General features: G+C 68.2%; 22 protein-coding genes and 1 pseudogene. 14 read left to right on the top strand and 9 right to left on the bottom strand.

Annotated elements, in window-relative coordinates:
- Positions 1-26: 26 nt before the first annotated feature.
- Positions 27-767 (bottom strand): VOC family protein, encoded by a 741-nt coding sequence (locus KV110_RS27745; RefSeq protein WP_218470186.1) that lies wholly within the window; start codon positions 765-767, stop codon positions 27-29.
- 116 nt (positions 768-883) lie between these two features.
- On the bottom strand, positions 884-1,888 hold the full coding sequence (locus KV110_RS27740) for an NAD-dependent epimerase/dehydratase family protein (RefSeq protein WP_218470185.1): 1,005 nt from the start codon (positions 1,886-1,888) through the stop codon (positions 884-886).
- 63 nt (positions 1,889-1,951) lie between these two features.
- On the opposite strand from KV110_RS27740, the gene KV110_RS27735 reads away from it, so the two are divergent.
- Positions 1,952-2,428 (top strand): type VII secretion target, encoded by a 477-nt coding sequence (locus tag KV110_RS27735; RefSeq protein WP_246634020.1) that lies wholly within the window; start codon positions 1,952-1,954, stop codon positions 2,426-2,428.
- Positions 2,425-4,101 (top strand): hypothetical protein, encoded by a 1,677-nt coding sequence (locus KV110_RS27730; protein WP_218470184.1) that lies wholly within the window; start codon positions 2,425-2,427, stop codon positions 4,099-4,101. The genes KV110_RS27735 and KV110_RS27730 overlap by 4 nt, the downstream gene beginning before the upstream one ends.
- Before the next feature lie 154 nt (positions 4,102-4,255).
- Here KV110_RS27730 and KV110_RS27725 read toward each other — a convergent pair whose 3' ends face one another.
- Together KV110_RS27725 and ypfJ are read right to left on the bottom strand one after the other, a co-directional pair.
- On the bottom strand, positions 4,256-4,801 hold the full coding sequence (locus KV110_RS27725) for a hypothetical protein (RefSeq protein WP_218470183.1): 546 nt from the start codon (positions 4,799-4,801) through the stop codon (positions 4,256-4,258).
- A gap of 127 nt (positions 4,802-4,928) precedes the next feature.
- Entirely contained in the window at positions 4,929-5,849 is a 921-nt protein-coding gene (gene ypfJ, locus KV110_RS27720; RefSeq protein WP_218470182.1) for a KPN_02809 family neutral zinc metallopeptidase, read from the bottom strand.
- A gap of 161 nt (positions 5,850-6,010) precedes the next feature.
- Here ypfJ and aspS point away from each other — a divergent pair, with 161 nt between their 5' ends.
- On the top strand, positions 6,011-7,816 hold the full coding sequence (aspS, locus tag KV110_RS27715) for an aspartate--tRNA ligase (RefSeq protein ID WP_218470181.1): 1,806 nt from the start codon (positions 6,011-6,013) through the stop codon (positions 7,814-7,816).
- An 82-nt stretch (positions 7,817-7,898) separates the two neighbouring features.
- Positions 7,899-8,867, top strand: coding sequence for a DUF389 domain-containing protein (locus KV110_RS27710; protein ID WP_218470180.1), 969 nt, complete (start codon positions 7,899-7,901; stop codon positions 8,865-8,867).
- 204 nt (positions 8,868-9,071) lie between these two features.
- Here KV110_RS27710 and KV110_RS27705 read toward each other — a convergent pair whose 3' ends face one another.
- Positions 9,072-9,806 (bottom strand): DUF7847 domain-containing protein, encoded by a 735-nt coding sequence (locus tag KV110_RS27705; protein ID WP_246634019.1) that lies wholly within the window; start codon positions 9,804-9,806, stop codon positions 9,072-9,074.
- A gap of 255 nt (positions 9,807-10,061) precedes the next feature.
- On the opposite strand from KV110_RS27705, the gene KV110_RS27700 reads away from it, so the two are divergent.
- The 3 genes from KV110_RS27700 to KV110_RS27690 all read left to right on the top strand — a co-directional run bounded on the left by KV110_RS27700 (position 10,062) and on the right by KV110_RS27690 (position 12,138).
- Positions 10,062-10,343 (top strand): hypothetical protein, encoded by a 282-nt coding sequence (locus KV110_RS27700; protein ID WP_218470179.1) that lies wholly within the window; start codon positions 10,062-10,064, stop codon positions 10,341-10,343.
- A 224-nt stretch (positions 10,344-10,567) separates the two neighbouring features.
- On the top strand, positions 10,568-11,737 hold the full coding sequence (locus KV110_RS27695; protein WP_218470178.1) for a phosphotransferase family protein: 1,170 nt from the start codon (positions 10,568-10,570) through the stop codon (positions 11,735-11,737).
- Positions 11,738-11,847: 110 nt separating this feature from the next.
- On the top strand, positions 11,848-12,138 hold the full coding sequence (locus tag KV110_RS27690) for a hypothetical protein (RefSeq protein ID WP_218470177.1): 291 nt from the start codon (positions 11,848-11,850) through the stop codon (positions 12,136-12,138).
- 12 nt (positions 12,139-12,150) lie between these two features.
- Here the strand turns inward: KV110_RS27690 and KV110_RS27685 are convergent, their stop codons facing one another.
- A complete protein-coding gene (locus KV110_RS27685) occupies positions 12,151-13,803 on the bottom strand; it encodes an alkaline phosphatase D family protein (protein ID WP_246634018.1) in 1,653 nt (550 codons plus the stop codon).
- Positions 13,804-14,146: 343 nt separating this feature from the next.
- Here KV110_RS27685 and KV110_RS27680 point away from each other — a divergent pair, with 343 nt between their 5' ends.
- The 7 genes from KV110_RS27680 to KV110_RS27650 all read left to right on the top strand — a co-directional run bounded on the left by KV110_RS27680 (position 14,147) and on the right by KV110_RS27650 (position 22,146).
- Positions 14,147-15,493 carry a replication-associated recombination protein A gene (locus tag KV110_RS27680; protein WP_218470176.1) on the top strand — a complete coding sequence of 449 codons (1,347 nt, stop codon included), beginning with the start codon at positions 14,147-14,149 and terminating at the stop codon, positions 15,491-15,493.
- A gap of 70 nt (positions 15,494-15,563) precedes the next feature.
- Positions 15,564-18,230 carry an alanine--tRNA ligase gene (gene alaS, locus KV110_RS27675; RefSeq protein WP_218470175.1) on the top strand — a complete coding sequence of 889 codons (2,667 nt, stop codon included), beginning with the start codon at positions 15,564-15,566 and terminating at the stop codon, positions 18,228-18,230.
- Positions 18,227-18,772 carry a Holliday junction resolvase RuvX gene (gene ruvX, locus KV110_RS27670; RefSeq protein ID WP_218470174.1) on the top strand — a complete coding sequence of 182 codons (546 nt, stop codon included), beginning with the start codon at positions 18,227-18,229 and terminating at the stop codon, positions 18,770-18,772. The genes alaS and ruvX overlap by 4 nt, the downstream gene beginning before the upstream one ends.
- Positions 18,769-20,292: an endolytic transglycosylase MltG gene (mltG, locus tag KV110_RS27665; RefSeq protein WP_218470173.1), complete on the top strand. Its 1,524-nt coding sequence runs from the start codon at positions 18,769-18,771 to the stop codon at positions 20,290-20,292. The genes ruvX and mltG overlap by 4 nt, the downstream gene beginning before the upstream one ends.
- Complete coding sequence (locus tag KV110_RS27660; RefSeq protein WP_218470172.1) at positions 20,282-21,097, top strand: shikimate dehydrogenase; 816 nt, start codon at positions 20,282-20,284, stop codon at positions 21,095-21,097. Before mltG ends, KV110_RS27660 begins: the two co-directional genes overlap by 11 nt.
- 129 nt (positions 21,098-21,226) lie before the next feature.
- Positions 21,227-21,685, top strand: a complete 459-nt coding sequence (locus KV110_RS27655; RefSeq protein WP_246634016.1) for a B-4DMT family transporter — start codon at positions 21,227-21,229, stop codon at positions 21,683-21,685.
- Positions 21,686-21,894: 209 nt separating this feature from the next.
- Positions 21,895-22,146 (top strand): hypothetical protein, encoded by a 252-nt coding sequence (locus KV110_RS27650; RefSeq protein ID WP_218470171.1) that lies wholly within the window; start codon positions 21,895-21,897, stop codon positions 22,144-22,146.
- A gap of 108 nt (positions 22,147-22,254) precedes the next feature.
- Here KV110_RS27650 and aroB read toward each other — a convergent pair whose 3' ends face one another.
- The 3 genes and pseudogenes from aroB to aroC all read right to left on the bottom strand — a co-directional run bounded on the left by aroB (position 22,255) and on the right by aroC (position 25,690).
- On the bottom strand, positions 22,255-23,373 hold the full coding sequence (gene aroB / locus KV110_RS27645) for a 3-dehydroquinate synthase (protein ID WP_218470170.1): 1,119 nt from the start codon (positions 23,371-23,373) through the stop codon (positions 22,255-22,257).
- A gap of 548 nt (positions 23,374-23,921) precedes the next feature.
- Positions 23,922-24,440, bottom strand: a pseudogene (locus KV110_RS41640) (shikimate kinase); the annotation flags it as partial.
- Positions 24,437-25,690 carry a chorismate synthase gene (aroC, locus tag KV110_RS27635; RefSeq protein ID WP_281427832.1) on the bottom strand — a complete coding sequence of 418 codons (1,254 nt, stop codon included), beginning with the start codon at positions 25,688-25,690 and terminating at the stop codon, positions 24,437-24,439. The pseudogene KV110_RS41640 and the gene aroC, both read right to left, overlap by 4 nt.
- Between the last annotated feature and the right edge of the window lie 10 nt (positions 25,691-25,700).

The following is a 25,700-nucleotide window of genomic DNA, read 5'->3' as shown; positions in this document are numbered from 1 at the left end:
GGTTCTCGGTTCCTTCCGGTGGTTTGTCAGTCGACGCTCGGTGCGCTCAGGATGCGTTGCAGGTCATCGGCATCGCCCAGGGTGTCGGCGAGTACCCGGCGGTCGGCGCGGGTCAACGCGATCGCGTGCAGGCGGTCGAGCAGGTGGCGCGCGAGTTCGGGATCGTCCATCCGCACGGCCAGTTCGGCACGATAGGCCAAGGCGTCGACGAGGTCGATCTTCGTCGCCGTGTCCTGCTCGCGAGCCAGTGTGGCATCGAGAATCTTGGCCGCTTGGCCGTCGGCGCCATGGGAATCGGCGAGTACGACGGCGTCCGCCAGCGTTCTGCGGAGTCTGCCGCGTTCCGGCACCGGCTCGGCCGGTTTCTTCGCCTCGGGTGTTCGTGGGAAGAAACGGATCCAATTCCCGCCGGGATCGACCACCAGGAATCCGGTGAGATTGTCCGCGTTCTTGCGCTTGCGCGGCCGCGTCATCCGCGGCGTCCCCGAGATCAGCAATTTGCCGTGCACGGCTCGCATCCCCACGGCGAAAGACTCGTACAGGGCGCGGATATCGGGCACCGCCACCAGGCATGACCCGTAGGACTCGGCGGGCTCGAACCCCGGCATTCCGAAAAAGTGCAGGTTGATGTCCTCTCGCCGCATCGCGAGATACGGATTCGGACGAACCTGCCGATACGTCTGCTCGAATCCGAGCATCTGATAGAACTCGCCGACCTCATCGATCGACCCGCACGGCAACAGGGGCGTCATCACTTCGCCGGCCATCGGGCTCACCCTCCCTTTCGAACTAGCCAAATTTGGCTAGCAGGAAAAAGGTAACACCCGGAACGCGGCTAGGCAAACTTGACTAGTTGTGTTCCGGGGTCTCGATCAGGGGTGGATCAAGCAATCTGCCGGGTCTCCGGCGGTGTCAGCGGGGCCCGGTCGGCGAAGAAGGCGACCAGGTCGCGGACGGTCTCGTCGGTGGGGCGCGGACGGTAGCCGAGTTCGCGTTCGGCCTTGCCGTGGTCTACCACGGGCGCCGAAATCAGCGCGCCCAGTGCGGCTTTCGAGACGATATCGGATTTGAAGAGCTTGCCGATCGGCGCGAGCACGGGGATCAGGCCCGCGACGAGGGTGGGGGAGATGGCGAACTTCGGCCCGCGCTTACCGCCGTGACCCGCCGCCAGTCGACAGAGGTCGAGCATCGAGATCATCTCGCCGCCGAGCAGGTAGTTCTCGCCGGTGCGGCCGCGCTCGGACGCCAGGATCAGCCCTTCGGCCACGTCGCGCACGTCGACCAGGTCGAAGCCGCCGCCGATCATCGCCGGAATGCGGCCTTGCGCCGCGTCTTTCAGCGTGCGGTTGATCCTGGAGAGCGGCTTGCTGTAGTCGAGGGGGCCGAATACGCCGGTGGGGTTGCACAGCACCGCGTCCAGGCCATCGTCGATCACCTGGCGCAGCGCGACCTCGCCCGCCCACTTGGAGCGGTCGTAGACGGGCAGCGCCGCGTCGGTCGAGCGCGGTGCGCTCTCATCGATCCGGCCGCCGCAGCTGTACTGGTTGAACGCGTGAATCGAGCTGGCGTGCACCATTCGGCGCACACCGACCTCGCGCGCGGCCTCGGCGACCACGCGCACGCCTTCGGTGTTGACCTTCCAGGCCAGGTCGTTCTTCTCGGCGAGGGTGATCACCGCGACCAGGTGGTAGACGATCTCGACATCCGCAAGCGTTTCCCGCATCGATGCCGGGTCCAGCACGTTCCCGCTCACCCAGGTGACGTTCGGCTGCGCTGCCGTCGGTGGCACCACCCGATCGATGGCGGTGACCTCATGGCCGCGCGCGACCAGCAGGCGGAGCAGATTCGTGCCAAGGTAGCCGGCTGCGCCGGTCACTGCGACCTTCATGCGATCGAGAATATAGAACTTGTTCTAATTTGCAACACGTTCCAGTTCCTTTCCATTCCCTGTGTGAACGTCGCGATGGGCTCGAAAGTTGCCGGTACCGTCCGCTATATTGAGCCCAACCGTAGCGGCCAGGCCGTTCGGGCAAGGGCAGACGGTGACGACGAAGAAGTTCACGACACTGATGTGCACAACGATTTGGGGGGCAACTCGATGAGTGATCTCTCGGTAGAGACCGACGCGGTCCGGGCGTTCGCCGCCACGAACGCGGGCATCGCCGGTGATCTTGCGGGGGCAGGTAATTTCGACGCGGTCAAGAACGTCTCGGCACTCGTGCCGGTGTTCGGTTTGATCGGCGTCGACTATCTGGCGATGTTCGCCGCGGCACAGGTGCTGCAGGCCAAGGACATCAACGATCTGTCCGCCAAATACTCGAAGTTGTCGGAGTCCGCCTTCAGTGCCGCCGCGGCCTACGACGCGACCGACTGGTCGGCCTCGGGCGCGCTCAACGCAATCGGCAGCCAGATCGGCGGCGCCGTATGAAGCCGCTCGATACCGGGGTGATCGCCCCCGAAGAACACGCGATGGCGCACGCCGCGGACCAGAATGTGGCCATCGGTCAGCAGGCCGTGCTGGAGGCGACGCAGAGCTCGGCGGCTCAAGCCGTCCTCGACCTGCCGCTGCCGCAGCTGCCCGAAGATCTGCCGCCGATCGAACCGCCCGAGTTCGTGCTGTCCAAGCGGATCAGCGAGGACCAGCACAACACGCTCGGCGCCGCACCGTCGGGCCTGCCGGGCCTTTCCGGCGGCCCCGCGGCGGACACGCAGGGCATTGCTGGTGTGCCGTCCGATATTTCGGCCTTGCTCGGGGATACCCAGTCCGCGCTCCAGCACGCCGCCGCGCCGGTGGCTCAGGCCGCGCAGGGCGCCCTCGATCAGGTGGGTGGGGTGCTGAACGGTGCCATCGGCTCGGCGCCGAGCTCGGCCGCCGCCGCGGCGAGCCAGGCGGCCGCCGCCGTCCCGACCGCATTGCCCGCGTTGCCCGCCGACCCGGTCTCGGCGCTCATGCAGGGCGTCGCGGTGCCCGCGCTGCCCGGCGTCGACATGCTGATCAAGCCGATCCTCGATCTGCTCGGCAGCTTCGGCACCGGCGTCATCGGCGCGCTCGACCCGACCGCGATCCTGAGCCAGTCCTCCAAGGTCATCGAGATGGCCATGCAGGTCGGCAAGGGCAGCATGACCACCGTCGAACAGCTGTGGCAGAGCCAGGCCGCGCGCAACGCGCAGGCCGCGAGCCAGCAGGCCAACGTCGAAGGGCAAGAGACCAGCAAGCGCGGCATCGACATCTCCGAGCTCACCCAGCGGGCCGCCGCGGTGGTGCAGCAGGGCAACGCGCAATTGCTCACCATCGCTTCGTCGTTCGCGACTCAGGCAACCGCGATGGCTCCGGTCATCCTGACGCCACCAGCGCAGGCCACGCTGATGGCCTCGGCCACCGAACATCTCGGCCGAGCCGTCGGCGTCGTCAATGCCACCCGCGGTGACCTGGCGGGCAAGACCGGCGAGCTGAGCGGCATGGTGCAGCAGTTGGTCGCGCCCGGTGGCGGGCCCGCGCCGCAGGAGATCGCGCAGGCGCTGGCGCAGAACGTCGGCCAGCCGATCCTGGAGCAGGCGCAGGCGACCGCGGCCGACACCGCGACGAAGGCGGCCGGCCTCGACTCGTCCATCGCGGGGTCGCCGACCTCGACCGCACCTTCGTCGGTGCACAGCACGAACAGCCCGAGCGCGACCAACAACAGCCTCCTCACCGGCGTGCCGGGCAGCCCGAACCGTTCGGGCAGTCCAGGCAGTCCGAGTGGTCGGCCGGGCACTACCGGCATTCCCTCGGTGCCGAAGGCCACCGGCCTGCCCGGCACCAGCGTGTCACCGATGCGTCCGATCAGCGGCCTGCCCGGCAGCACATCGTTCGGCCCCGGCGTCACCGGCGCACCGAGCACCAGCGCGGCAGGCGCGGGCAGCGGCTTCATGGGCGGCCCCGCCGCCGCGGGCGCACAACGCGGCAACGAGGACGAACACTCCCGCACAGTGCAGCCATACCAAAGCGCCACGGGCAACGACGATCTCACCGGCCCGCTGGGCGAATCCACGCCGGACGTCATCGGCGCAACGCACTCCGACGAGATAGTCAGCTCCGACTACGAACAGGACCAGTTCTAACGCAGGTCATCCGGCGCAGCCCGGCCCGAGCAGCGAACGACCGCTCGAGCCGGGCTCTTCGCCGTTCGGGCCAGCCCTTGACCGGACTCGCTGACAGCCGACCACCGCGCCGCACGAGATCTCCGGGCGGGCGCGGTGGTCGCGCGTGGGGGTGTCAGTTGTCCTTGACGAAGGCGTCGAGGAGGGTGCGGTAGAGGTCGGTGAAACGCTTGCGGGCTGCTTGTTGTTCGGGGGTGAGACCGGTGGTGAATTCGGGGGCGTATACGACCAGGTGTATATCCTCTTCGGGGGGTTGAGGCATGAGATCGATGATTTGGCTGCCCTGGTCGGTGACGCTCGGCATGCCGAAGTCGACGGTGACGAGTGCCTTCGTCTCGTCCAGTGCCGCGGCCAGTACCTCGGGCGGGATGTGGCCGGTCACCTTTTCCGGCAGGGTTTCCGGATTGCGTTCGGAGGCAACGGCATCGGGGATTTTTACGGCTCGTCCGTTGCCGAACACCTCCAATTGCGGGCGCAGGTCGACGCGGGTCTGCCAGCCGTTCGGAATGCTGGTCAGGGTGAGCAGCGCCAACGGCTCGGACACCGGCCCGTGCGCGCTCGGCTGCGGCGCCGCATCGGGGCCGGGGGCCGCGGTCGCGGTGCCCAGGCTGCCCGCGAGCGCCAGTAGGACAGCCAGCAGTGCGGCCTTCGTTCGTCGCATGAAAAGCAACCTCTCTAGCAATGAATAGACGCTTTGTTCATATCGCACAGAGATCTCAGCTGAGCGTCAACTTTCCCGCCAGGTGGCGCGCCGATCAATCAGACACAGTTTGCCGGGCGAGTGTCGGTCAGCGCAGCCCGGGCGGGCTGTCCAGGTTCGACGCGGAATAGGTGTCACATGCCTTGACCTGCCCGGTGCGGTAGCCGGACAAGAACCACTTCTGCCGCTGTTCGGAATTGCCGTGCGTGAACTTTTCCGGGTTCACCCGGCCGCGGGAGGCGCGCTGGATCCGATCGTCGCCGACCGCCGCCGCAGCCGACAGCGCGTCGTTGACGTCATTGTCCGACAACGGCTTCAGGAACGGTTGATTGCTCCCCGGCGCGGGCGTCTTGTCCGCGAAGTGGGCCCAGATCCCCGCGTAGCAATCCGCCTGCAGCTCGGTGCGCACCGCACCCGAGTTCGCGCCCTGCGGGTCCTGTTGCGCGCGACCGATATCGCCGAGCTGGTTCTGGATGTGGTGGCCGATCTCGTGCGCGACGACGTACTCCTGGGCAAGTGGTCCACTGCTGGCGCCGAAGCGGTCCACCAGTTCCTGGAAGAAGGTGACGTCGAAGTAGCCGGTGCGGTCGGCCGGGCAGTAGAACGGGCCGACGTCGCTGGTCGCGTTGCCGCAGCCGGTGGCGGTCGCACCCGAGAACAGGACCACCTTCGGCTTGACGTATTTCGTGCCCGTCTGCTTCTGCAGTTCGCCGGACCACACGGCATTGAGGCTCTGTGCGGTGAGCGCCACCCGGCAGTCGACGTACTTGTTGGCATCCGCACCGGTCTTGCAATGTGCCGGGGTACCCGTCGCGTCGGACTGGGTCTGCTGGTTCTGCGAGCCGGTGAAGTCACCGAGCAGCGAGCCGGGGTCACCACCGAGCAGCAGCGCCACCACGAGGAAGATCAGCCCGCCCGCGCCGCCGCCGAGAGCGAGCTTGCCGCCCATACCGGGACCGCCGGAACTGACCGCGTCCTGATCGATCTGCATGCCCTCGTTGAACGTCATCGCCGTCGCTTTCTCGTTGTCGCTACGCCTCGGACATACCCCGCCGATACAGCTTCGCACGGGCGTGGCGACATCGGTTTCCACTGGACGGTTGTGTCTCACTACGATGGGACCGCACCTGGTCATATCGCGCCGGTGCCGGAGTCGTCGAAAGGAACCTTGTGCTGCGCACCCACTTGGCCGGTTCGCTGCGAAGCGAGCATGCCGGTCAGACCGTGACCCTCACCGGATGGGTGGCCAGGCGGCGTGACCACGGTGGCGTGATCTTCATCGATCTGCGCGACGCGTCGGGAGTGTCGCAGGCGGTGTTCCGGGAGGGCGAGCCCGCCGAGCAGGCGCACCGGTTGCGTGCCGAGTACTGCGTGCGGGTCACCGGCGTGGTGGAGCTGCGACCGGACGGCAACGAGAACCCGGAGCTGCCGACCGGCACCATCGAGGTGAACGTCACCGAGCTCGAGGTGCTCAACGAGAGCGCGCCGCTGCCGTTCCAGTTGGACGAGCAGCCCGGCGAAGAGGCCCGGCTGAAGTACCGCTACTTGGACCTGCGCCGCGAAGGTCCGGCGCACGCGATCCGGCTCCGGTCGAAGGCGAACGCCGCCGCCCGCGCCGTGCTGGCCAGCCACGAGTTCGTCGAGGTGGAGACCCCGACGCTGACCCGTTCCACTCCGGAAGGCGCCCGCGACTTCCTGGTGCCGGCCCGGCTGCAGCCCGGTAGCTTCTATGCGCTGCCGCAGAGCCCGCAGCTGTTCAAGCAGCTGCTGATGGTCGGCGGCATCGAGCGCTACTACCAGATCGCGCGCTGCTACCGCGACGAGGACTTCCGCGCCGACCGTCAGCCCGAGTTCACCCAGCTCGACATCGAGATGAGCTTCGTGCGGCAGGACGACGTGATCCTGCTCGCCGAGCAGATCCTGGTCGGGCTGTGGAAGCTGATCGGCTACGACATCCCGACCCCGATCCCGCACATGACCTACGCGGAAGCCATGCGCCGCTTCGGTTCCGACAAGCCGGACCTGCGCTTCGGCATCGAGATCACCGAGTGCGCCGAGTACTTCAAGGACACGCCGTTCCGGGTGTTCCAGGCGCCGTATGTGGGCGCGGTGGTCATGCCGGGCGGTGCGAGCCAGCCGCGGCGTCAGCTCGATGCCTGGCAGGAGTGGGCCAAGCAGCGCGGCGCCAAGGGACTGGCGTACGTGCTGATCAACGAGGACGGCACGCTCGGCGGCCCGGTCGCCAAGAACCTCAGCGATGCCGAGCGCGACGGACTGGCCAAGCATGTCGGTGCGGTGCCGGGCGACTGTGTGTTCTTCGCGGCCGGTCCGGAGAAGGCGCAGCGCGCGCTGCTCGGTGCGGCGCGCGCCGAGATCGCCCGCAAGGTCGGGCTGATCGATGAGAACGCCTGGTCTTTCGTCTGGATCGTGGACGCGCCGATGTTCGAGCCCGCCGCCGACGCCACCGCGAGCGGCGATGTGGCGCTTGGTCATTCGGCGTGGACGGCGGTGCACCACGCGTTCACCTCGCCGAAGCCGGAGTCGATCGACACCTTCGACACCGATCCGGGTTCCGCGCTCGCCTACGCCTACGACATCGTCTGCAACGGCAACGAGATCGGTGGCGGCAGCATCCGCATCCACCGCCGCGATGTGCAGGAACGCGTCTTCAAGGTGATGGGCATCAGCCAGGAGGAGGCGCAGGAGAAGTTCGGATTCCTGTTGGACGCCTTCGCGTTCGGCGCGCCGCCGCACGGCGGCATCGCGTTCGGCTGGGACCGGATCGTCGCGCTGCTCGCCGGCCTCGACTCGATCCGCGAGGTGATCGCGTTCCCGAAGACCGGCGGCGGCGTCGACCCGCTGACCGACGCACCCGCGCCGATCACCGAGCAGCAGCGCAAGGAAGCCGGGCTGGACGCCAAGCCCACGTCGAAGGGCGACAAGGCCGACGCGAAGGCCGACAAGCCCACGGAATAGCGTCCGCGCTCGCGCGAGCGGTACCTTCTGGTCAGTTCGATCCGTCGACCCTGCCGGGTGACACTGACCATGAGGGGATCTGTTGCTGCATCTGCGCATGATCAGTCCGCCGGAGCTGACGGACAAAGTGCTGGCCGTGCTCGCCGCGAACCCAGGTGCCACCCATGTGACCCTGGCTCGCGGCGTCGCGCTGGAACCCGCGGGTGACCTGATCCAGGCCGACGTAGCCCGGGAGGCCGGGAACGAGGTGCTGGCCGAGCTGACCGACCTCGGCATCTGCAAGACCGGCGGCATCACCCTCGGGCCCGTCGAGACCGTGCTGTCCGAGGCGGCCGATCGGGCGGTCGAAGCGGCGCCCGGCGACCCGTCCGACGCGGTGGTGTGGGAAGAGTTGGTGGCACAGACCCACGAGGAGTCGACGCTCAACTCAACCTTCCTCGCGTTCCTGACCATCGCCTGCCTGCTGGCCGCGGTCGGTGTGGCGACCGATTCGCCGGTGACGATCGTCGGCGCGATGGTCGTCGGGCCGGAATTCGGTCCGCTGGCGGCATTCGCGGTGGGCCTGGTCCGTCGCGACTTCCGGCTGGCCCGACGGTCGGCGATCGCACTGGCGATCGGTTTCCCGGTAGCCATGCTGGTCACGTTGGTGGCGACCCTGCTGTGGGAGCAATTCGGCTGGATCACGCTGAGCGGCGTGGAGAACATCAAGAACGTCGACTTCATCTACCAGGTCGGGCCGTTTTCGCTGGTCGTCGCGCTACTGGCCGGTGCGGCGGGCATGCTCTCGCTGGTGACCGCGAAATCGGCGGCGCTGGTCGGTGTGTTCATCTCGGTGACGACCGTGCCCGCAGCCGGATTCGCCGTTGTCGCCGCCACCTTGGGGGAGTGGAATGTCGCGTTCATGTCGGCGGGTCAGCTGGCGGTGAACCTGGCGGGCATCGTCACGGCCGGTGTGATCGTGCTGGCACTGCGCCCGCGCGCAGGCCGTGAGGCCGGACCGCTAGATCGATTCATGCGGTGGATCGGAATGCGTTCCCTGGTCGACAGGTAGCCCCTCGACAGCAGGCAGTTGCTCATCGGCGCCGACGACATCGGAGCAGGGGATCGCGGTGCCGCTGATAGGCACCGGGCCTCTCGGACCTCCCTCGCGGGTGTGCCCAATTTGGTTGAGACTGCACACCTTTTTCGCTAGCCGCGCACCCAGTACACCGGGTGTGCGGCTAGCGAAAAGGTGCGCACTGTTCGTGGACGGGTGTCAGATGGGGGCGACGGTGCCGCCTGTCAAAGTGCGGTAGGCGTAGGTGACCGCGATGACCGCGACGGGACCTGCGACCAGAAGGCCGAGGCCGCACAGCAGAGCACCGACCAACGTTACGAACAACACCGAGAGTGCGAGCAGCAGCACCGGCCACACATGGGTGACCACCAGGGTGAAGCTGGATTTGAGCGCCTCGAACGGACCTTGGTCCTGATCGACGACGAAATGCAGTGAGAACATACAGAGAACGCCGACGATGAGACCGGGGACGATGCACAGTGCCGACCCGATGAAGGTGAGCACGAATGCGATCAGGGCGGTGAGCAGTACATTGCCCGCGTTCACGAAACGGAAGTACGAGCCGAAAGACGGTTTGTAGCCGTCGGTTTCATAGAGCGCGCCCCGCACCATGGCGGCCTGTAGCAGCCATACCGCTGCCAGCACGGCGAGGAAGATCAGCAGTAGCGGGAGCATTGTCGTCGGGTCGGTCAGCTGAACGACGAGGACGAACGCGAGATAGATGATGAGCCCGCTCGCGATCACGCCCATCCACGGCCCGGGGTTCGAGCGGAACTTCTCCCAGCCGTAGCTGAGGGCCTGGCCGACATCGAGGGTGCCGGGGGCGGTGGTGGCGGCCTGCTGGTATCCGTAGATCGGTTGGTCGGGTGGCGGCATCATGCCCGGCTGTTGCATGCCGCCTTGGGGTGGCGGCATCGAGCCGTACGGGGGCACGTTTCCCTGTGGGGGCATGGAGCCCGGTGGCATGGAGCCGGGCGGCGTGTAACCAGGAGGCATGGAACCGGGCGGCGGCGACATGGAGCCCGGCGGCATAGAACCGGGCGGCAGGTAACCGGGAGGCGTGGAGCCGGCCGGTGGCGGCATGGAGCCGGGTGGCGCTGCACCCGGGCCGGTTCCCGGCGGACCGTAACTGGGCTGCTGCGATTGCTGCTCAGGCGGCTGCGATTGCGGCGGCTGGGATTGCTGAGGTTGCGATTGCTGCGATTGCGGCTGCTGGGACTGCTGCTGCGATTGCTCCGGCGGCTGCTGCTGCGATTGCTGCGGTGTCACCGGCGGTGGTGGCTCGACGGGCTCATCCCCGTACTGCGCCGCGCCGGGCCCCTCGAACTGCGGGTACCCGGCGGCCCCTGCCATTTCGTGGCGGCCGTGCCCGGCACTGGTGCCAGGGGACTCTGGGGTGGGACTCTCGTGCTGGCCCGGCCGCGCCGCGTAGCGTTCGTCGTCTCCGCGGTCGGGAGCGTCGCCAGCTGATTCGTGGGGCGGGGGAGGCGGTGTGCCGGTCATGCCATAGACCTTTCCACTCAACTGGTTTGCGGTGTGGCGCAGAGCAGTTGACGATGAGAAAACCTGACGGGTGCAATGGTGTCAAGCAACGTGCGCCCGTTCCGTCACCTCGGGGGAGACACGCCGAATGACGCGGAAAGGTTGTGTAACCGCTCGCTAGAAGTGACCCCATGCGAGTAACTTGAAGGGCGATGACCGCACTATTGGCCGAACGCGCCGCCGAAGTCGTGTCCGCAGCGCAACAGTTGCTCACAAAGCGAATGGGTGCTCCGGTAAAGCTGAGCGATCCGATCGAACTCAGCGGTAGTGGTAGAACGACGGTTCTCCGTGTGCGTGTAGCGGAAAACGCCTTCTCGTTGCCACGAACCCTGATCGTCAAACAAGTTCGCGGACACGCGCAGGACCGCACCACCGGCGGTCTCGCACCCGGAGTCGCCAGCATCGATTCCGCGTTCCTTCGGGAAGCGGTGTCGTATCAGTTCACCACCGCCTTGAGCCGCGAACAGCGACCCGGCGCGTACCTCATCGCGCACAGCTTGCCGGAGCGTTTGCTGATCCTCAGCGATCTCGGCGAGAACTCCCTGCTGACTCAGATGCTGCAGTCCGGCATCGAGCCCGCGACGCGGAACGGGATGATGGCGTTCGCGCAGGCGCTCGGCCGGATGCACGCCGCCACCGTCGGCCGCGAAGCCGATTTCGTTGCGCTGCTGCGTCGCGTCGACGTGGTGCATCGGGTGGACGGCATCGCCCAGCAGGCCGAATCCGCCATCGCCGAGGTGCCGGGTCTGCTGCTGCGCGAACTGGGCATCGAAGTGCCCGGCGAGATCGCCGAACGGATCGTGCGCGGCAACCGTTTGTTCTCGGCGGGACGCTTCCGCGCGTTCAGTCCATCGGATCTGTGCCCGGACAACGTCATTCTGAACGAGGAGGGCGCACGCTTCCTCGACTACGAGTGGGGCGGATTCCGCGACGCCACCCTCGACATCGCCTACGCGCTGGTGTCGTTCCCCGGCTGCCTGTGCGACTTCGAACTCTCCAGGGAACGCGCCAGGCAGATGGTGGAGGCGTGGCGCTCCGAGGTGGTCGGCGTGTGGCCCGCGCTGGCCGACGACGAGTTGATGTCCGAGCGGATCCTGGAAGCCCGGCTGATCTGGGTGTGGTTGTCCACCTACTGGTTCCTGCCCGCCGACCACGCCCGCATCGCGGCCGCCCGCGAGCACGGAATGTCCGTGCCGCGCTCGGAGGCGCTGATCAACCGCTGGGCGGCGCTGGCCGAAGACGCTCGCTGCACCGGCGACGATGCTGTCGGCGACTTCGCCGAGGACGTCTCGGCGATGCTGGAAGAGCGCTGGTCCGAGTAGTCGGTTCCGCCGGAACAGCAACGGACACCCCATAATCAGGGGCAGTCGCCGCGCACTCCGCACAGTATCCTGAACGGTTCTGGACCACGGGGTGCGAGAGGAGTGGTCACATGGCCACTGTTGTGCTGATTATCATCGCGGGCGGTGCCGTCGTTGCCGCATTGGTGGCGCTGGGCGTGCGCCAGCGGAGGCTGCGTCGCTACCCAGATGTCGCTCCGTTGACCCGCGCCCAACAGTCGGGCAGCGTGCTCAGTGCCCAATTCCGCAGCGGCCGCGGTCGATCGCAGGGGAGCAAGTGGTCGCTCGGCGGCATGTTCGGCGGCTTCGGTGATGGGGGCGACGGGGGAAGTGGCGGTGGTGGCGGCTGCGGCGGTGGCGGGGGCGGCGGTGGCGGGGAGTAGGACGACGCCCGCTCAGCTCGCCGGTGCTTGCCGCGGTTCGAGGCGTCCACCTGCCCGAACCGCGAGCGACGTGCCGTGGCGCACACCGGAGTTCGGGTCGGCCACGTCGATGAGATAGAACCAGTCCATCTGGCTCTGTTCCGGGGTCACCTCGAGGACGCCGTAGCCGTGCGAATCCAATTCGACGTAGCGCAGGTGATGGTTGATACCCTTGATCGTCTCCGCGATCGGCGCCGAGTTCGCCTTCAGCATGTCGCCGACGCTGGTCGAGGTGACCGAAGGAACCACGAACTCGACGCCCGCCGTGCTGCCCGCCGGATAGTTGGCGGCGTCGACGGGCAGGTCGGCGGCCCACGAGGAATGGATGTCGCCGGTCAGGAACACCACATCGGAGATCTGCTGTTCGGTGATCGTCCGGAACAGCCGCTGCCGGTCCGCGGTGTAGCCGTCCCATTGATCGCCATTGACGGTGAGACCTGCCTGCGGCACCCCGAGCGTGCCGGTGATCGCCGCGGTGGTTGCGGGCTCGAGCGGCGGGAAGACCAGCGGCGCGATCATCACCGAATTGCCGACCAGCTTCCAGCGCACCGGCGCGGACGCCAATCCAGCGGTGAGCCAGTCCATTTGGGCCTTGCCGGTGATGGTGCGGGCCGGATTGTCGGCCTCGCGCCAGCCCGCGCCCGGCTTCGCCTCCTGATCGCGGTAGCTGCGCAGGTCCAGCATGGATAGTTCGGCGAGGGTGCCGAAACGGAGCCTGCGATAGATCTGCACATCTCCGCCGGTTCCCTTCGCGCGCACCGGCATCCACTCCAGATAGGCCTGTGCGGAAGCGGCTTTGCGGTCCGCCCAGGCGCCCTCGGTGGCCGGGTCGTGGTTGCCCGCGCCGCCGGACCAGGAGTTGTCTGCGGACTCGTGGTCGTCCCAGGTGCAGATGAACGGCTGTCGTGCATGCAGGTCCAGCAGATCGGGGTCGGTCTTGTACTGCGCGTGGCGGATTCGATAGTCGGCCAGGCTGACGGTCTCGTTCGAGGGCTCATGTGGGCGAACGGTGCCGTTGCGGCCGCCGTACTTGCCGCGGCCGTACTCGTAGAGGTAGTCGCCGAGGTGCACGATGGCGTCGAGATCCGTGCGGGCGGCCAGGTGGCGGTAGGCGCCGAAGTATCCGGCCTCCCAGTTGGCGCAGGACACGATCCCGAAGCGGAGGCGCTCCGGCGAGTCGGCCAGGGCCGGGGCGGTCCGGGTTCGGCCGACCGGGGAGGTCTCGCCGCGGGCGGTGAAGCGGTAGAAGTAGTCGCTGCCCGGCGCTAGGCCGGACACGTCGATTTTGACGGTGTGGTCCGAAGACACTGTGGCGGTGACGTTTCCGGAGGCGGCGACGGTGCTGAATCCCTCGTCTCCGGCGACTTCCCAACGCACGCTTACCGGTTCGCCGACACCCGAACCGGGCGTCGCGTCCTCGGACACGGTGACACGGGTCCACAGGATCACGCCGTCCGGCAGCGGATCGCCCGAGGCGACGCCGTGCCGGAACGCTCCGGCGGTGGCATGGGCGGCCGCCGGGATCAGCAGTGCGGTGGCGGTGAGCGCGGCCGCGCCGCCCTTCAACAGGGTGCGCCGCGCGAAGGGTCCGACCGGAGAATCTGAAACGATCACGTTTTCAGCCACGAGTATTGATCACATCGGATGTACGGACGACACGCAAATCGGCTCGCCGTACGGGTCTGTGGGCATTGGCAGCGGGCCCATCGTTTCGGCAAAAGGTCCTCGGCCCCGTGGGTTGGCGTTTTCGCACGCACGCGAGGGCGAGCCGGATCCCGTAGCGAGGGTGCGAGCAGGCAGGTGGTCGACAGGGCCATGGGGGCGGCGAACTCGACCACGGTCCGTACGGCACGCGGCATTGTCGGTGCGTCTCGGTAACGTTGTCCGCTGTGAGGGAGCGTGAGCGAGCGAACCAAAGACACAGCGCGCCCTCGCGCACGACGGAGCCGAGCGTCAGCGAGGCGCAGTCGTGAGCGATGGCTTGTTCGACGTACCAGGAGATGCAGTGCCAGCGGAGCACAGCATCGACACCGTGGTGCGCCGAGATGCCGGCGCGCCGCTGGCGGTGCGGATGCGGCCCGCGTCGTTGGACGAGGTGGTCGGGCAGCAGCATCTGCTCGGGCCGGGGTCGCCGCTGCGCCGATTGGTCGAGGGCTCGGGTGCCGCGTCGGTCCTGCTCTACGGCCCGCCCGGCACGGGGAAGACGACCCTCGCGTCGCTGATCTCGCATTCGACCGGTCGCCGGTTCGAGGCGCTTTCGGCCCTGTCGGCCGGGGTGAAGGAAGTGCGCGCCGTCATCGACGTGGCCCGGCGCAGGCTCTCGGTCGGTGAGCAGACCGTGCTGTTCATCGACGAGGTGCACCGCTTCTCCAAAACCCAGCAGGACGCGCTGCTCGCCGCGGTGGAGAACCGGATCGTGCTGCTGGTCGGCGCGACCACCGAGAATCCGTCGTTCTCCGTGGTATCGCCGCTGTTGTCGCGCTCCCTGGTACTACAACTGCAATCGCTCACCGAGGACGACATCCGCCAGGTGCTCGATCGCGCGATCCACGATCCGCGCGGCCTGGACGACCAGTACACGGTGTCCGACGAGGCACTGGACCACATCGTCCGGATCGCGGGCGGTGACGCCCGTCGCGCGCTGACCGCGCTGGAGGCCTCGGCCGAATCCTCGCTCGACGGCACCGTTGGCGTCGAACTCGTCGAGGCCAGCGTGGACAAGGCCGCGGTCCGCTACGACCGGGCAGGCGACCAGCACTACGACGTGATCAGCGCCTTCATCAAGTCCATCCGCGGCTCCGATGTCGACGCCGCGCTGCACTACCTGGCGCGGATGCTCACGGCGGGCGAAGATCCGCGTTTCATCGCGCGTCGGCTGATGATCCACGCCAGCGAGGACATCGGCATGGCCGATCCCACCGCCTTGCAAACCGCCACCGCCGCCGCGCAGGTCGTCCAGTTGGTCGGTCTCCCGGAAGCTCGGCTGGCCTTGGCGCAGGCCACCATCCATCTGGCCAGCGCGCCGAAATCGGGGGCCGTCATCGCCGCGCTCGGGGCAGCCATGGCCGATGTCGCGGCGGGCAAAGCGGGAGCCGTGCCGCCGCACCTGCGGGACGGGCACTACGCGGGCGCGGCGAAGCTCGGCAATGCCCAGGGCTACAAATACCCGCACGACAACAAGGACGGCGTGCTCGCCCAGCAGTACCCGCCGGACGAGTTGGTCGGCGTCGACTACTACCAACCCACCGACCACGGCAACGAACGCGAGGTCGGCCCACGGGTGGAGAAGCTGCGCCGGATCATCCGCGGCAAGTGATGCGCCCGGTGGCGCACGGCACCAGAGTCGATGAAAAAGCACGTGCGCGGCACCGGTAGGCTGGATATCTGTGCAGACCCACGAGATTCGACGGCGCTTCCTGGACCATTTCGTCCGTGCCGGCCATACCGAGGTTCCGAGTGCCTCGCTGATCCTGGCCGACCCGAACCTGCTGTTCGTCAACGCAGGCATGGTCCAGTTCAAGCCGTACTTCCTGGGCCAAGAGGCGCCGCCGTACCCGAGAGCGACCAGCGTGCAGAAGTGTGTGCGCACCGGCGACATCGAAGAGGTCGGCGTCACCACCCGGCACAACACGTTCTTTCAGATGGCCGGCAACTTCTCCTTCGGTGACTACTTCAAGGAGGAGGCGATTCGCCTTGCCTGGGAGCTGATCAGCAAGCCTCAGGAGGACGGCGGTTTCGGCTTCGATCCCGAGCGGATCTGGGTCACCGCGTACGAATCCGATCCGGAGGCCGCCGAGATCTGGCGCCGGGTCGCGGGCATCCCCGAGGAGCGGATCCAGTTCCGCGACGGCAAGGACAACTACTGGGACATGGGCGTGCCCGGTCCCGGCGGTCCGTGCTCGGAGATCTACTTCGACCGCGGCCCCGAGTACGGCCGCGACGGCGGCCCGGTCGCCGACGAGGACCGCTACCTCGAGATCTGGAACCTCGTGTTCATGCAGGACGTTCGCGGTGAGCTGAGCCCGAAGGAGGGCCACCCGCCGATCGGCTCGCTGCCGAAGAAGAACATCGACACCGGCCTGGGCGTCGAGCGCGTCGCGATGCTGTTGCAAGGCGTCGAGAACGTCTACGAAACCGACCTGCTTCGCCCGATCATCGACAAGGCCGAGGAACTCACCGGCCGCTCCTACGGTGTCGAGCACGAGGACGATCGCCGCTTCCGCGTGATCGCCGACCACACCCGCTCCAGCGCGATGCTCATCGCCGACGGCGTGAACCCCGGCAACGACGGGCGCGGCTATGTGCTGCGCAGGTTGCTGCGCCGGATCGTGCGCTCGGCTCGCCTGCTCGGCGCGGAGAAGCCGGTGATGGCGGAATTCATGAAGGTCGTCAGCGACCTCATGGCGCCGTCCTACCCGGAACTGGCCACCGATTTCCAGCGCATCGAGACCGTGGCGGTCGGCGAGGAATCGGCCTTCCTCAAGACGTTGAACACCGGCTCCGCGCTGTTCGACAACACCGCCACCGCCGTGCAGGCCAAGGGCGGCACCACAATCCCCGGATCGGACGCCTTCAAGCTGCACGACACCTACGGCTTCCCGATCGAGCTGACGCTGGAGATGGCGGCCGAGGCCGGGCTGACGGTGGACGAGAACGGCTTCCGTGAGCTGATGGCCCAGCAGGTGGCCAACGCCAAGGAAGACGCCCGCAAACGCAAGCACGGGCACGCCGACCTGACCGTCTACAAGGAACTGGTCGACCGCGGCGCCACCGAGTTCACCGGTTTCGACGAGCTGACCTCCGAGGCGAACGTGCTCGCGCTGATCGCCGACGGCGTGCGGGTGCCGACCGCGCTGGCCGGGCAGGACGTCGAGGTGATCCTGGATCGCAGCCCGCTCTACGCCGAGTCCGGTGGTCAGATCGCCGACCGCGGCACCATCACCGCTTCGGGGCTGAAGCTGCGCGTCAACGACGTGCAGAAGATCGCCAAGAAGCTGTGGGTGCACAAGTCCACCGTCGAGCAGGGCCAGATCACCGAGGGCGATGTCGTTCTCGCGCAAGCGGATCCGGCTTGGCGGCGGGGCGCCACCCAGGGCCATTCCGGCACGCACATGGTGCATGCCGCGCTGCGCCAGGTGCTCGGCCCGAACGCGGTACAGGCCGGCTCGCTGAACAAGCCGGGCTACCTGCGCTTCGACTTCAACTGGCAGGGCCAGCTTACCGAGGGGCAGAAGGCCGATATCGAGGTCGTGTCCAACGACGCGGTCGGCGCGGACTTCCCGGTGAACACCTTCGTCACCGACCTGCCCAAGGCCAAGCAGATGGGTGCGCTCGCGCTGTTCGGCGAGAACTACGGCGACGAGGTCCGGGTGGTGGAGATCGGCGGACCGTTCTCGATGGAGCTGTGCGGTGGTACGCACGTGCAGCATTCCTCGCAGATCGGCCCGATCACCGTGCTCGGCGAGTCGTCGGTCGGTTCCGGCATCCGTCGGGTGGAGGCCTTCGTCGGCCTCGACTCCTACAAGTACCTGGCCAAGGAGCGCGCGCTGTTGGCCGGTGTGGCGTCCACGCTGAAGGTGCCCTCGGAAGAGGTGCCGGGGCGGGTCGAGCAGCTGGTGGAGCGGCTCAAGGTGGCCGAGAAGGAACTCGAACGCACCAAGATGGCCGCGGTGCTGTCCTCGGCGGGCAAGTTCGTCGAGGAGGCCGAGCGGATCGGTGGCGTGCTGCTGGTCGCCGTCGCGGCGCCCGAGGGTGTTCCCGCGGGCGATCTGCGGACGCTGGCCACCGACATTCGCGGCAGATTCGGCAGCGAGCCCGCCGTGGTGGTGCTGCTCGGTAACGCCGATGGCAAGGTGCCGTTCGTGGTGACCGTCAACAAGGGCGCGCAGGAACTCGGCTTCAAGGCCGGTGACCTGGTCGCCAGCTTCGGACCGAGCATCGCCGGGCGCGGTGGCGGTAAGCCGGAGATGGCGCAGGGTGCGGGTTCGGATCCCTCGGGTATTCCGGCCGGTCTCGCCGCGGTCCGTGCCCGGGTGGCCGAACTGGCGAAATGATGGCATCGCGAAGCGATTCCGACCGTCCCCATCCCGACACCGATCCGGGTCGCGGCAGGCGGATTGCCATCGATGTCGGCAGCGTCCGCATCGGGGTCGCCTCGAGCGACCCCGACGGCGTCCTCGCCACGCCGGTGGAAACCGTGCCCCGGGCGAAGCCGAACACCCGCCGCGGTGGCGTGGCGCCCGATATCGCCAGAATTGCTGAAATTGTGCGGGAGTACGAGGCAGTCGAAGTAATTGTCGGACTGCCGCGAACATTGCGCGGGGAGAAGGGCACTGCCGCTACCATTGCCACCGCATTCGCGGAGCAGTTGCAGACCGCCGTGTCGCCGGTGCCCGTACGGCTTTCCGACGAACGTTTGACTACGGTGTCAGCTGCACGTGCATTGCGGGACAGTGGAGTTCGCGCGCGTGGCCAGCGGCAGGTGATCGATCAGGCGGCGGCCGTCTCGATCCTGCAAGGATGGTTGGACGAACGGAGTGCGGTGTTGAGGTCGGTTGAAGCGGTGCGGCATGCGTCGTCCGAGGACGACGCATGACGGATCGATGGGCGCGGGCCGAGGAACGGTACCGACAGCGCGAAGCTGATCGGCGTTACCGGCGCGACGACCGGGCCTGGGGTGGGCAGAACAGCAGAGACACCCGCGGCAAAGCCGATAATCGCGTGGTCGGCCGGGAGCAGGACGACTGGGACGACTACGAGGACGACACCACCGTCATCCCGCGCTACACCGACGACATGGATCCGCCCGAGCCCGCCCCGCGTCCCAGCGCCGAGCGCCGGGCCGGGCAGCGTACGCGCGCCGGTCGCCGGGAAGCGGCACGGCGCGACGACGAGCCGGCGCAGGGCCGTCGCCCGCGCAGCGCGCAACGCGGCAAGCGTTCCCGGGCCGCCTCGCGTAAGGCACAGGAGCGCAAGCGGCGCAGGCGCACCCTGTGGCTGTTCGCCGGCGTCTTCGTGCTGCTGTTCGCCGGCGCGGCGGTCTTCGCGGGCATGAAGCTGATAGCCAAGCTCGGTCCGCCCGAAGACTATGCCGGTCCGCCCGGACCGCTGGTGGTCGTGCAGGTGCACGACGGCGACACCTCGACCCAGATCGCGGCGAGCATGAAGGAGAAGGACGTCGTCAAGAGCACCGGCGCGTTCATCGAAGCGGCCGTGCGGAATTCGAACATGAACGCGGTGCAGCCGGGCTACTACGCGATCCCGAGCCGCAGTCCCGCCGCGCAGGCGGTGTCCGCGCTGGTCGGTAAGAAAGCGCGGGTCGGGAACCTGGTCATTCCCGAGGGACGGCTGCTGCACGATCAGTTCGAGGTGGGCTCCGGCAGGCGCACCGACGGCATCTACCGCATGATGGCGGATGCCAGCTGCATCGGCACCGGCCCGAACCAGAAGTGTGTGACCTACGAGCAACTCGCCGCCGCGGGTGCGAGCGTCGATCTGGCCGCGCTCGGGGTGCCCGCCTGGGCCGCGCAGGGTGTCCAGGACTGCCCGGACCGGACCAGGCAGCTGGAGGGCCTGATCGCCGCGGGCACTTGGGATTTCGACCCGAGCGGCACGCCGGAGCAGATGCTCCGGCAGCTCGTGACGGCGAGTGCCAAGAGCTATGAATCCACCGGGCTGTTGCAGTCCGGCGGCGAGACCAAGTTGACGCCGTACCAGACGCTGATCGCCGCGTCGCTCGTCGAACGCGAGGCCAAGCCGCAGGACATGAGCAAAGTCGCGCGGGTGATCGTGAACCGGCTCCGGGTTCCGCAGATGCTGCAGTTCGACTCGACGGTGAACTACGCGCTGGACCGCACCGAGGTGCAGACCACCGACGCCGACCGCGCCGCGGAGACGCCGTGGAACACCTACGCGAAAATCGGCCTGCCCGCGACGCCGATCGCCGCACCGTCGCTGAACGCGTTGCGCGCCATGGAGAATCCGGAACCGGGGTCGTGGTTGTACTTCGTGACCGTCGACAAGCAGGGCACCACCCTGTTCACCGATGACTACAAGCAGCACCAGCGCTACATCCAGCAGGCACAGGCGAGCGGAATCCTCGACAGTGGTCGCTGAACGCAAAGCGGCGGTGCTGGGTAAGCCCATCGCGCACTCCCGCTCGCCGCAGTTGCATCTGGCCGCGTACCGCGCGCTCGGGCTCGACTGGAGCTATGAGCGCATCGAATGCACGGCCGAGCAGCTGCCCGGACTGGTCGACGGGCTCGGACCGGAATGGGTCGGGCTGTCGGTGACCATGCCGGGCAAGGAGGCCGCGCTCGCCTACGCCACCGAGCGCACCGAGCGGGCGGTGCTGGTCGGCTCGGCCAACACGCTGGTCCGCACCGAGACCGGCTGGCGGGCCGACTGCACCGACGTGGACGGCGTGCTCGGCGCGCTGCGCGGCGGCGGTGTCACCGACGTGGCCGAGGCAGTGGTACTCGGCGCGGGCGGGACCGCGCGCCCAGCGCTGCTCGCGCTGTCCGAACTCGGCGCCAAAACGGTCACCGTGATCGCCCGCGATCCCGGGCGGGCGAGCAGCGCGATGGATCTCGCCGAGCGCCTCGGCATGAATGCGGCGGTGACCAGCTTCGATCCGGCCGCGATCGCCGGACTCTGCGAGCGGGCGGGTGCCGTGGTCAGCACGATTCCGGCCGCGGCCGCGGCCGTCGTCGCTGAGGCGGTCGCGGCGGCGCCCGTGGTGCTCGACGCGATCTATAACCCCTGGCCGACGCCGCTGGCCGAGGCGGTGTCGCGGGCTGGACACACGGTGGTCAGCGGTTTGCAGATGCTGCTGAATCAGGCCTACGGGCAAGTCGAACAGTTCACCGGCCGCCCAGCTCCGCGCGCGGAAATGGCCGCGGCGTTGGAAGATTCGGCCTGAGCTGATCGGCGTCGGCATCCGGCATCGAACCGGTCGCCGATACGACTGTCGGAGGGCACGGTGCGGGTGGCCAAAAACTGATACCGGTTCTAGTTTGGTTCGGGGATGCGCAGGGTTATGGTGGTGCGCATGAATGCTTGGGTGTTGCGGGCCGTCGTGCTCGGTGCGCTGGTTGTCTTCCTGCGTGCCGTGCTCGGGTTCGCGATGGTGAACTGGCCGACCCACGGGGTCTGGATGCGGACTCTCGGCCTGATCGTCCTTGTCGCGGCCGTTCTGTACTGGGGTTTGCTGGACGGGCGCAAGGATCGGGCGGCCCAACCCGATCCGGAGCGCGGCTCCGACCTGACCCTGCTGTGGTTGAAGGCGGCCGTGGCGGGCGGCCTCGGCAGCGGCCTCGGCGCCTGGCTCCTCGACTGGCTGCCCAAGTTCGACCTCGGCGACAACGGCATTCTCTTCGAACTCACCGCCGGGTCCGCGTTCATCGTCCTGCTGATCTTCGTCCCCGCCCTCATCGGCGTCGGTATCGGCCGCATTCTCGCGGATCGCTCGTCCAACAAGAGGTCCACCCCCGTATCCACTTCCGCCTGACGCGAGGCCGCCGCCAGCGCCCTTGCGGGGCATTGGGATGAGCTTCGGCCTCCCGTGGGTCTGTCCCGCTGTCATGGGAATGCGACTCTGCCAATCTTTGAGCGGGACGCTGCCAACCTGTCGCATGACGGCATCGATGCTCTTGTCGCCCCCTGGACCGCCGGTATTCTTTTGCTGTCCAAAGCATTTCAACGGGAGGGGACATTGCTATGTTGATTCGAATTGGGGTCGCCGCGGCGATGACACTCGCCGCGTCCACGGTCGTGTTCGCTGGGCAGGCGGCGGCACAGGACAACGGCTGTGCGTCGCAACAGCCGCGGTGGAACTACGTGTGCCTGCCCTCGGTGTCGAACGTTTCGCTGGCGTACTGCCAGAAGAACGGGCCGGGGTGGGATGAGCGGGGGATCTGCGTCGCGCGTTGGGACAACGGTCGATACGACTACTGGATTCCGCGCCCATGAGACGTCGCTGCGTGCCCGATAGCGCCGACACCAGCAGGTAGCGGCTCGAGGCAAAAAGAGAACGGCGCACCCCCTAGGAGTGCGCCGTTTCTGGTGTGCGAGTGCGGGTTACAGCAGGATGCCGCTGCTCGGGGTGCCTTCGCGGGCGATGGCGGAGTAGGCGGCGGCCAGCAGGGTGGGGTCGGGGCCTTCGAGGCGGCCGGGCTTGGCGAGACCGTCGAGGACGACGAAACGCAGGACACCGGAGCGGGTCTTCTTGTCGGTCTGCATGGTGTCCAGCAGTTGGGGGAGGGCGTCGGCGTCGTAGGTGGTGGGCAGGCCGACGCTTTCCAGGACGGTGCGGTGGCGGTCGGCGGTGGCGTCGTCGAGACGGCCCGCGAGACGGCCGAGTTCGGCGGCGAAGACGAGGCCGACGGAGACCGCGGCGCCATGGCGCCAGCGGTAGCGCTCGCGGCGCTCGATCGCGTGGCCGAGGGTGTGGCCGTAGTTGAGGATCTCGCGCAGGCTGGCCTCCTTGAGATCGGCGGCGACGACATCGGCCTTCACCTGGATCGCGCGCCGGATCAGCTCGGGCAGCACCTCGCCGGTGGGGTCGAGCGCGGCCTCGGGATCACGCTCGACCAGGTCCAGGATCACCGGGTCGGCGATGAAACCGGCCTTGATGATCTCGGCCATGCCCGCCACGATCTCATTGCGCGGCACCGTTTCCAGCGTGGCCAGGTCGACGAGCACGGCGGCAGGCTCATGGAAGCAGCCGACCAGGTTCTTGCCCGCCTCGGTGTTGATGCCGGTCTTGCCGCCGACGGCCGCGTCGACCATCGCCAGCAGCGTGGTCGGCACATGCACGATCCGCACGCCGCGCATCCAGGTCGCGGCCACGAAACCGGCCAGGTCGGTCGCGGCGCCGCCGCCGAGGCTCACCACCACATCGTTGCGGGTCAGGCCGATCCGCCCGAGTACCTCCCAGCAGAATCCGGCGACGGCGAGTTCCTTACCGGCCTCGGCGTCCGGGATTTCGATGCGATGCGCGTCGATCCCGGTGTCGGCCAATGCCTTACGCACCACCTCGGCGGTCTCGGCGAGCGGCGGCTGATGAAAGATCGCCACCGTCCGCACACCTTTTGTCGCGCCGCTGACCGCCTCGACGAGCTCACCGAGCAAGCCGCGGCCGATGATCACCGGATACGGATCCGCGGTACGAACTTCGAGACGATTCGGCTCTGTCACGACTGCTCCGATTCTGTGGTTGCTTCTTGGTTTTTGCGTGCGCGCACCCGAGCCCGCCGCGCGCGGGCCCGCCTGGCGCGCCCGCTGGACCGTGCGCTCGGACTGGATTCTTCCGTGCCGTCCGACTGGTTTGCCGCGCCGGTGTCGTCCGGGGCGGCCGAGCGGCGAGTACGCCAACTCCGCCCGGTCGAGCTCGCGTCTTCAGCGGGCTGCGCAGCCCCGGCGTCGCCCGCCGAAGTCGTTGGTACCTCGCCGGTATCGTTGTCCGCCGCGGCAGGGCGGCGGGTGCGCCAGCTCCGGCCGTTCGCGTTCGCGGCGGACTTCCCGGACGGAGCCGAGGTTGTCTGCTCAGTGGCTCCGGCTGCTTGCTCTTGTTCAGCCGCTCGACGGGCGGCGGCACGAGCCCGTGCCCGGCGTCTGGCCCGGGATCGGCTGCCGGCGCGCGGGGTTCCGGTGCTCTCGGCGGCGGTGCTCGGCGGGGTCGTGGTCTCGGGCAGGTCGGTGTTGTCGGTGTCCGTTCCGGTACCGGGGTCGACCGGTTCGAGTCCGAGCTTGGCCAGGACCATTTTGACGACGCGGCCCGGGCTGCGGCCGTCGGTGCGCACTCGGACGGTGGCGACCTCGCGGTAGAGCGGGCGGCGCTTGCGCATCAATTCGCGGTACTTGGCGGCCGGGTCGGCGCCGTTGAGCAGCGGCCGGTTGGTGCTCGCACCGGTGCGGCGGAGTCCTTCGCCCACACTGATTTCCAGGTAGACGACGGTGCGGTTGCGCAGCAGCGCTCTCGTTTCCTTGGAAAGCACGGCGCCACCGCCGAGCGAGACGACGCCGCGCTCGGCGAGGATGGCGCGCCGCACCACCTGCTCCTCGATCCGGCGGAACTCGGGCTCGCCATCGGTGGCGAAGATTTCCGGGATGGTGCGCCCGGTCTCGCGTTCGATGCCCGCGTCGGTGTCGTACAGCTCGACCCCGAGTTCCTTGGCGAGCTTGCGGCCGATCGTCGATTTCCCCGCACCCGGCGGTCCGACCAGCACCACGCGCGGCGCGCGCGGATCGGTCTGCACGATCATGGCGTGCTTGTCTCAGCGGGGGCCGTGCTCGACTCGCCGGGGGCCGTGCTCGTCTCAGCGGGGCCGACATGCGGGCGGCTGCTGATCCGTTTGACGTAGCTGGTGATGTTCTCCAGGGTCTCGCCCAGCGAGTCACCACCGAACTTCTCCAACGCGGCCTGCGCGACGACCAGCGCGACCATGGACTCGGCCACCACACCCGCGGCGGGCACGGCGCACACGTCGGAACGCTGGTGGATGGCGACGGCTTCCTCGCCGGTGGTCATGTCCACGGTCGACAGCGCGCGGGGCACGGTCGAGATCGGCTTCATCGCGGCGCGCACCCGCAGCGCTTCGCCGTTGGTCATGCCGCCCTCGAGTCCGCCCGCGCGGTTGGTGGAACGCAGCACGCCGTCGGGGCCGGGCCGCATCTCGTCGTGCGCCTGGCTGCCGCGCCTGCGTGCGGTCTCGAAACCGTCGCCGACCTCGACGCCCTTGATGGCCTGAATGCCCATGAGCGCGGCCGCGAGCCGCGAGTCGAGCCGATTCTCGCCGCTGACGAACGAGCCGAGTCCGACCGGGAGACCCTCGACGACGACCTCGACCACGCCACCGAGAGTGTCGCCGTCCTTCTTGGCCGCCTCGATCTCGGCGATCATCGCGGCCGCCGCGTCCTTGTCGAACGCGCGCACCGGGCTCTCGTCAATGGCGGCGAGATCGGCGGCGGTCGGCACCACGCCGGTGGTGTTCCGCGCGGTGCCGATCGACACGACGTGCGAGATCACTTCGACGCCGAACGCCTGGCGCAGGAAGTTCCGTGCCACGGTGCCCGCCGCGACGCGCGCCGCGGTCTCCCTGGCGCTGGCGCGCTCCAGCACGTTGCGGGCGTCGTCGAAGCCGTACTTGAGCATGCCCGAGTAGTCGGCGTGGCCGGGGCGCGGTCGGGTGAGCGGGGCGTTGCGGGCCAGTTCGGCGAGCTCGGCCGGGTCGACCGGGTCGGCGGACATGACCGTCGTCCACTTCGGCCACTCGGAGTTGGCGATTTCGATGGCAACCGGGCCGCCCATAGTCCGGCCGTGCCGGACACCGCCGACGACGGTCACCTTGTCGGCCTCGAACTTCATCCTGGCGCCGCGGCCGTAACCGAGCCTGCGGCGCGCCAACTGCGCGGAGATCTCGTCGGACGTGACCTCGACACCGGCCACCATCCCCTCGAGGATGGTGACGAGAGCGGGACCGTGGGATTCTCCGGCAGTTATCCAGCGCAACACGCCCACCATC

The organism is Nocardia iowensis (assembly GCF_019222765.1).
In the GTDB taxonomy this organism is placed as follows: Bacteria; Actinomycetota; Actinomycetes; order Mycobacteriales; family Mycobacteriaceae; genus Nocardia; species Nocardia iowensis.
The sequence above is the reverse complement of the archived record's forward strand: the minus strand, read 5'-3'. Positions and strand labels throughout refer to the sequence as shown.

Bases quoted from the DNA above. Each gene is read 5' to 3' on its own strand.
- KV110_RS27690 (WP_218470177.1), top strand. From the start codon at position 11,848: ATGGCCACTGTTGTGCTGATTATCATCGCGGGCGGTGCCGTCGTTGCC.
- KV110_RS27740 (WP_218470185.1), bottom strand. From the start codon at position 1,888: ATGAAGGTCGCAGTGACCGGCGCAGCCGGCTACCTTGGCACGAATCTG.
- mltG (WP_218470173.1), top strand. From the start codon at position 18,769: ATGACGGATCGATGGGCGCGGGCCGAGGAACGGTACCGACAGCGCGAA.
- KV110_RS27725 (WP_218470183.1), bottom strand. From the start codon at position 4,801: ATGCGACGAACGAAGGCCGCACTGCTGGCTGTCCTACTGGCGCTCGCG.
- KV110_RS27650 (WP_218470171.1), top strand. From the start codon at position 21,895: ATGTTGATTCGAATTGGGGTCGCCGCGGCGATGACACTCGCCGCGTCC.
- KV110_RS27695 (WP_218470178.1), top strand. From the start codon at position 10,568: ATGACCGCACTATTGGCCGAACGCGCCGCCGAAGTCGTGTCCGCAGCG.
- ypfJ (WP_218470182.1), bottom strand. From the start codon at position 5,849: ATGACGTTCAACGAGGGCATGCAGATCGATCAGGACGCGGTCAGTTCC.
- KV110_RS27745 (WP_218470186.1), bottom strand. From the start codon at position 767: ATGGCCGGCGAAGTGATGACGCCCCTGTTGCCGTGCGGGTCGATCGAT.
- KV110_RS27655 (WP_246634016.1), top strand. From the start codon at position 21,227: ATGAATGCTTGGGTGTTGCGGGCCGTCGTGCTCGGTGCGCTGGTTGTC.
- ruvX (WP_218470174.1), top strand. From the start codon at position 18,227: ATGATGGCATCGCGAAGCGATTCCGACCGTCCCCATCCCGACACCGAT.
- KV110_RS27730 (WP_218470184.1), top strand. From the start codon at position 2,425: ATGAAGCCGCTCGATACCGGGGTGATCGCCCCCGAAGAACACGCGATG.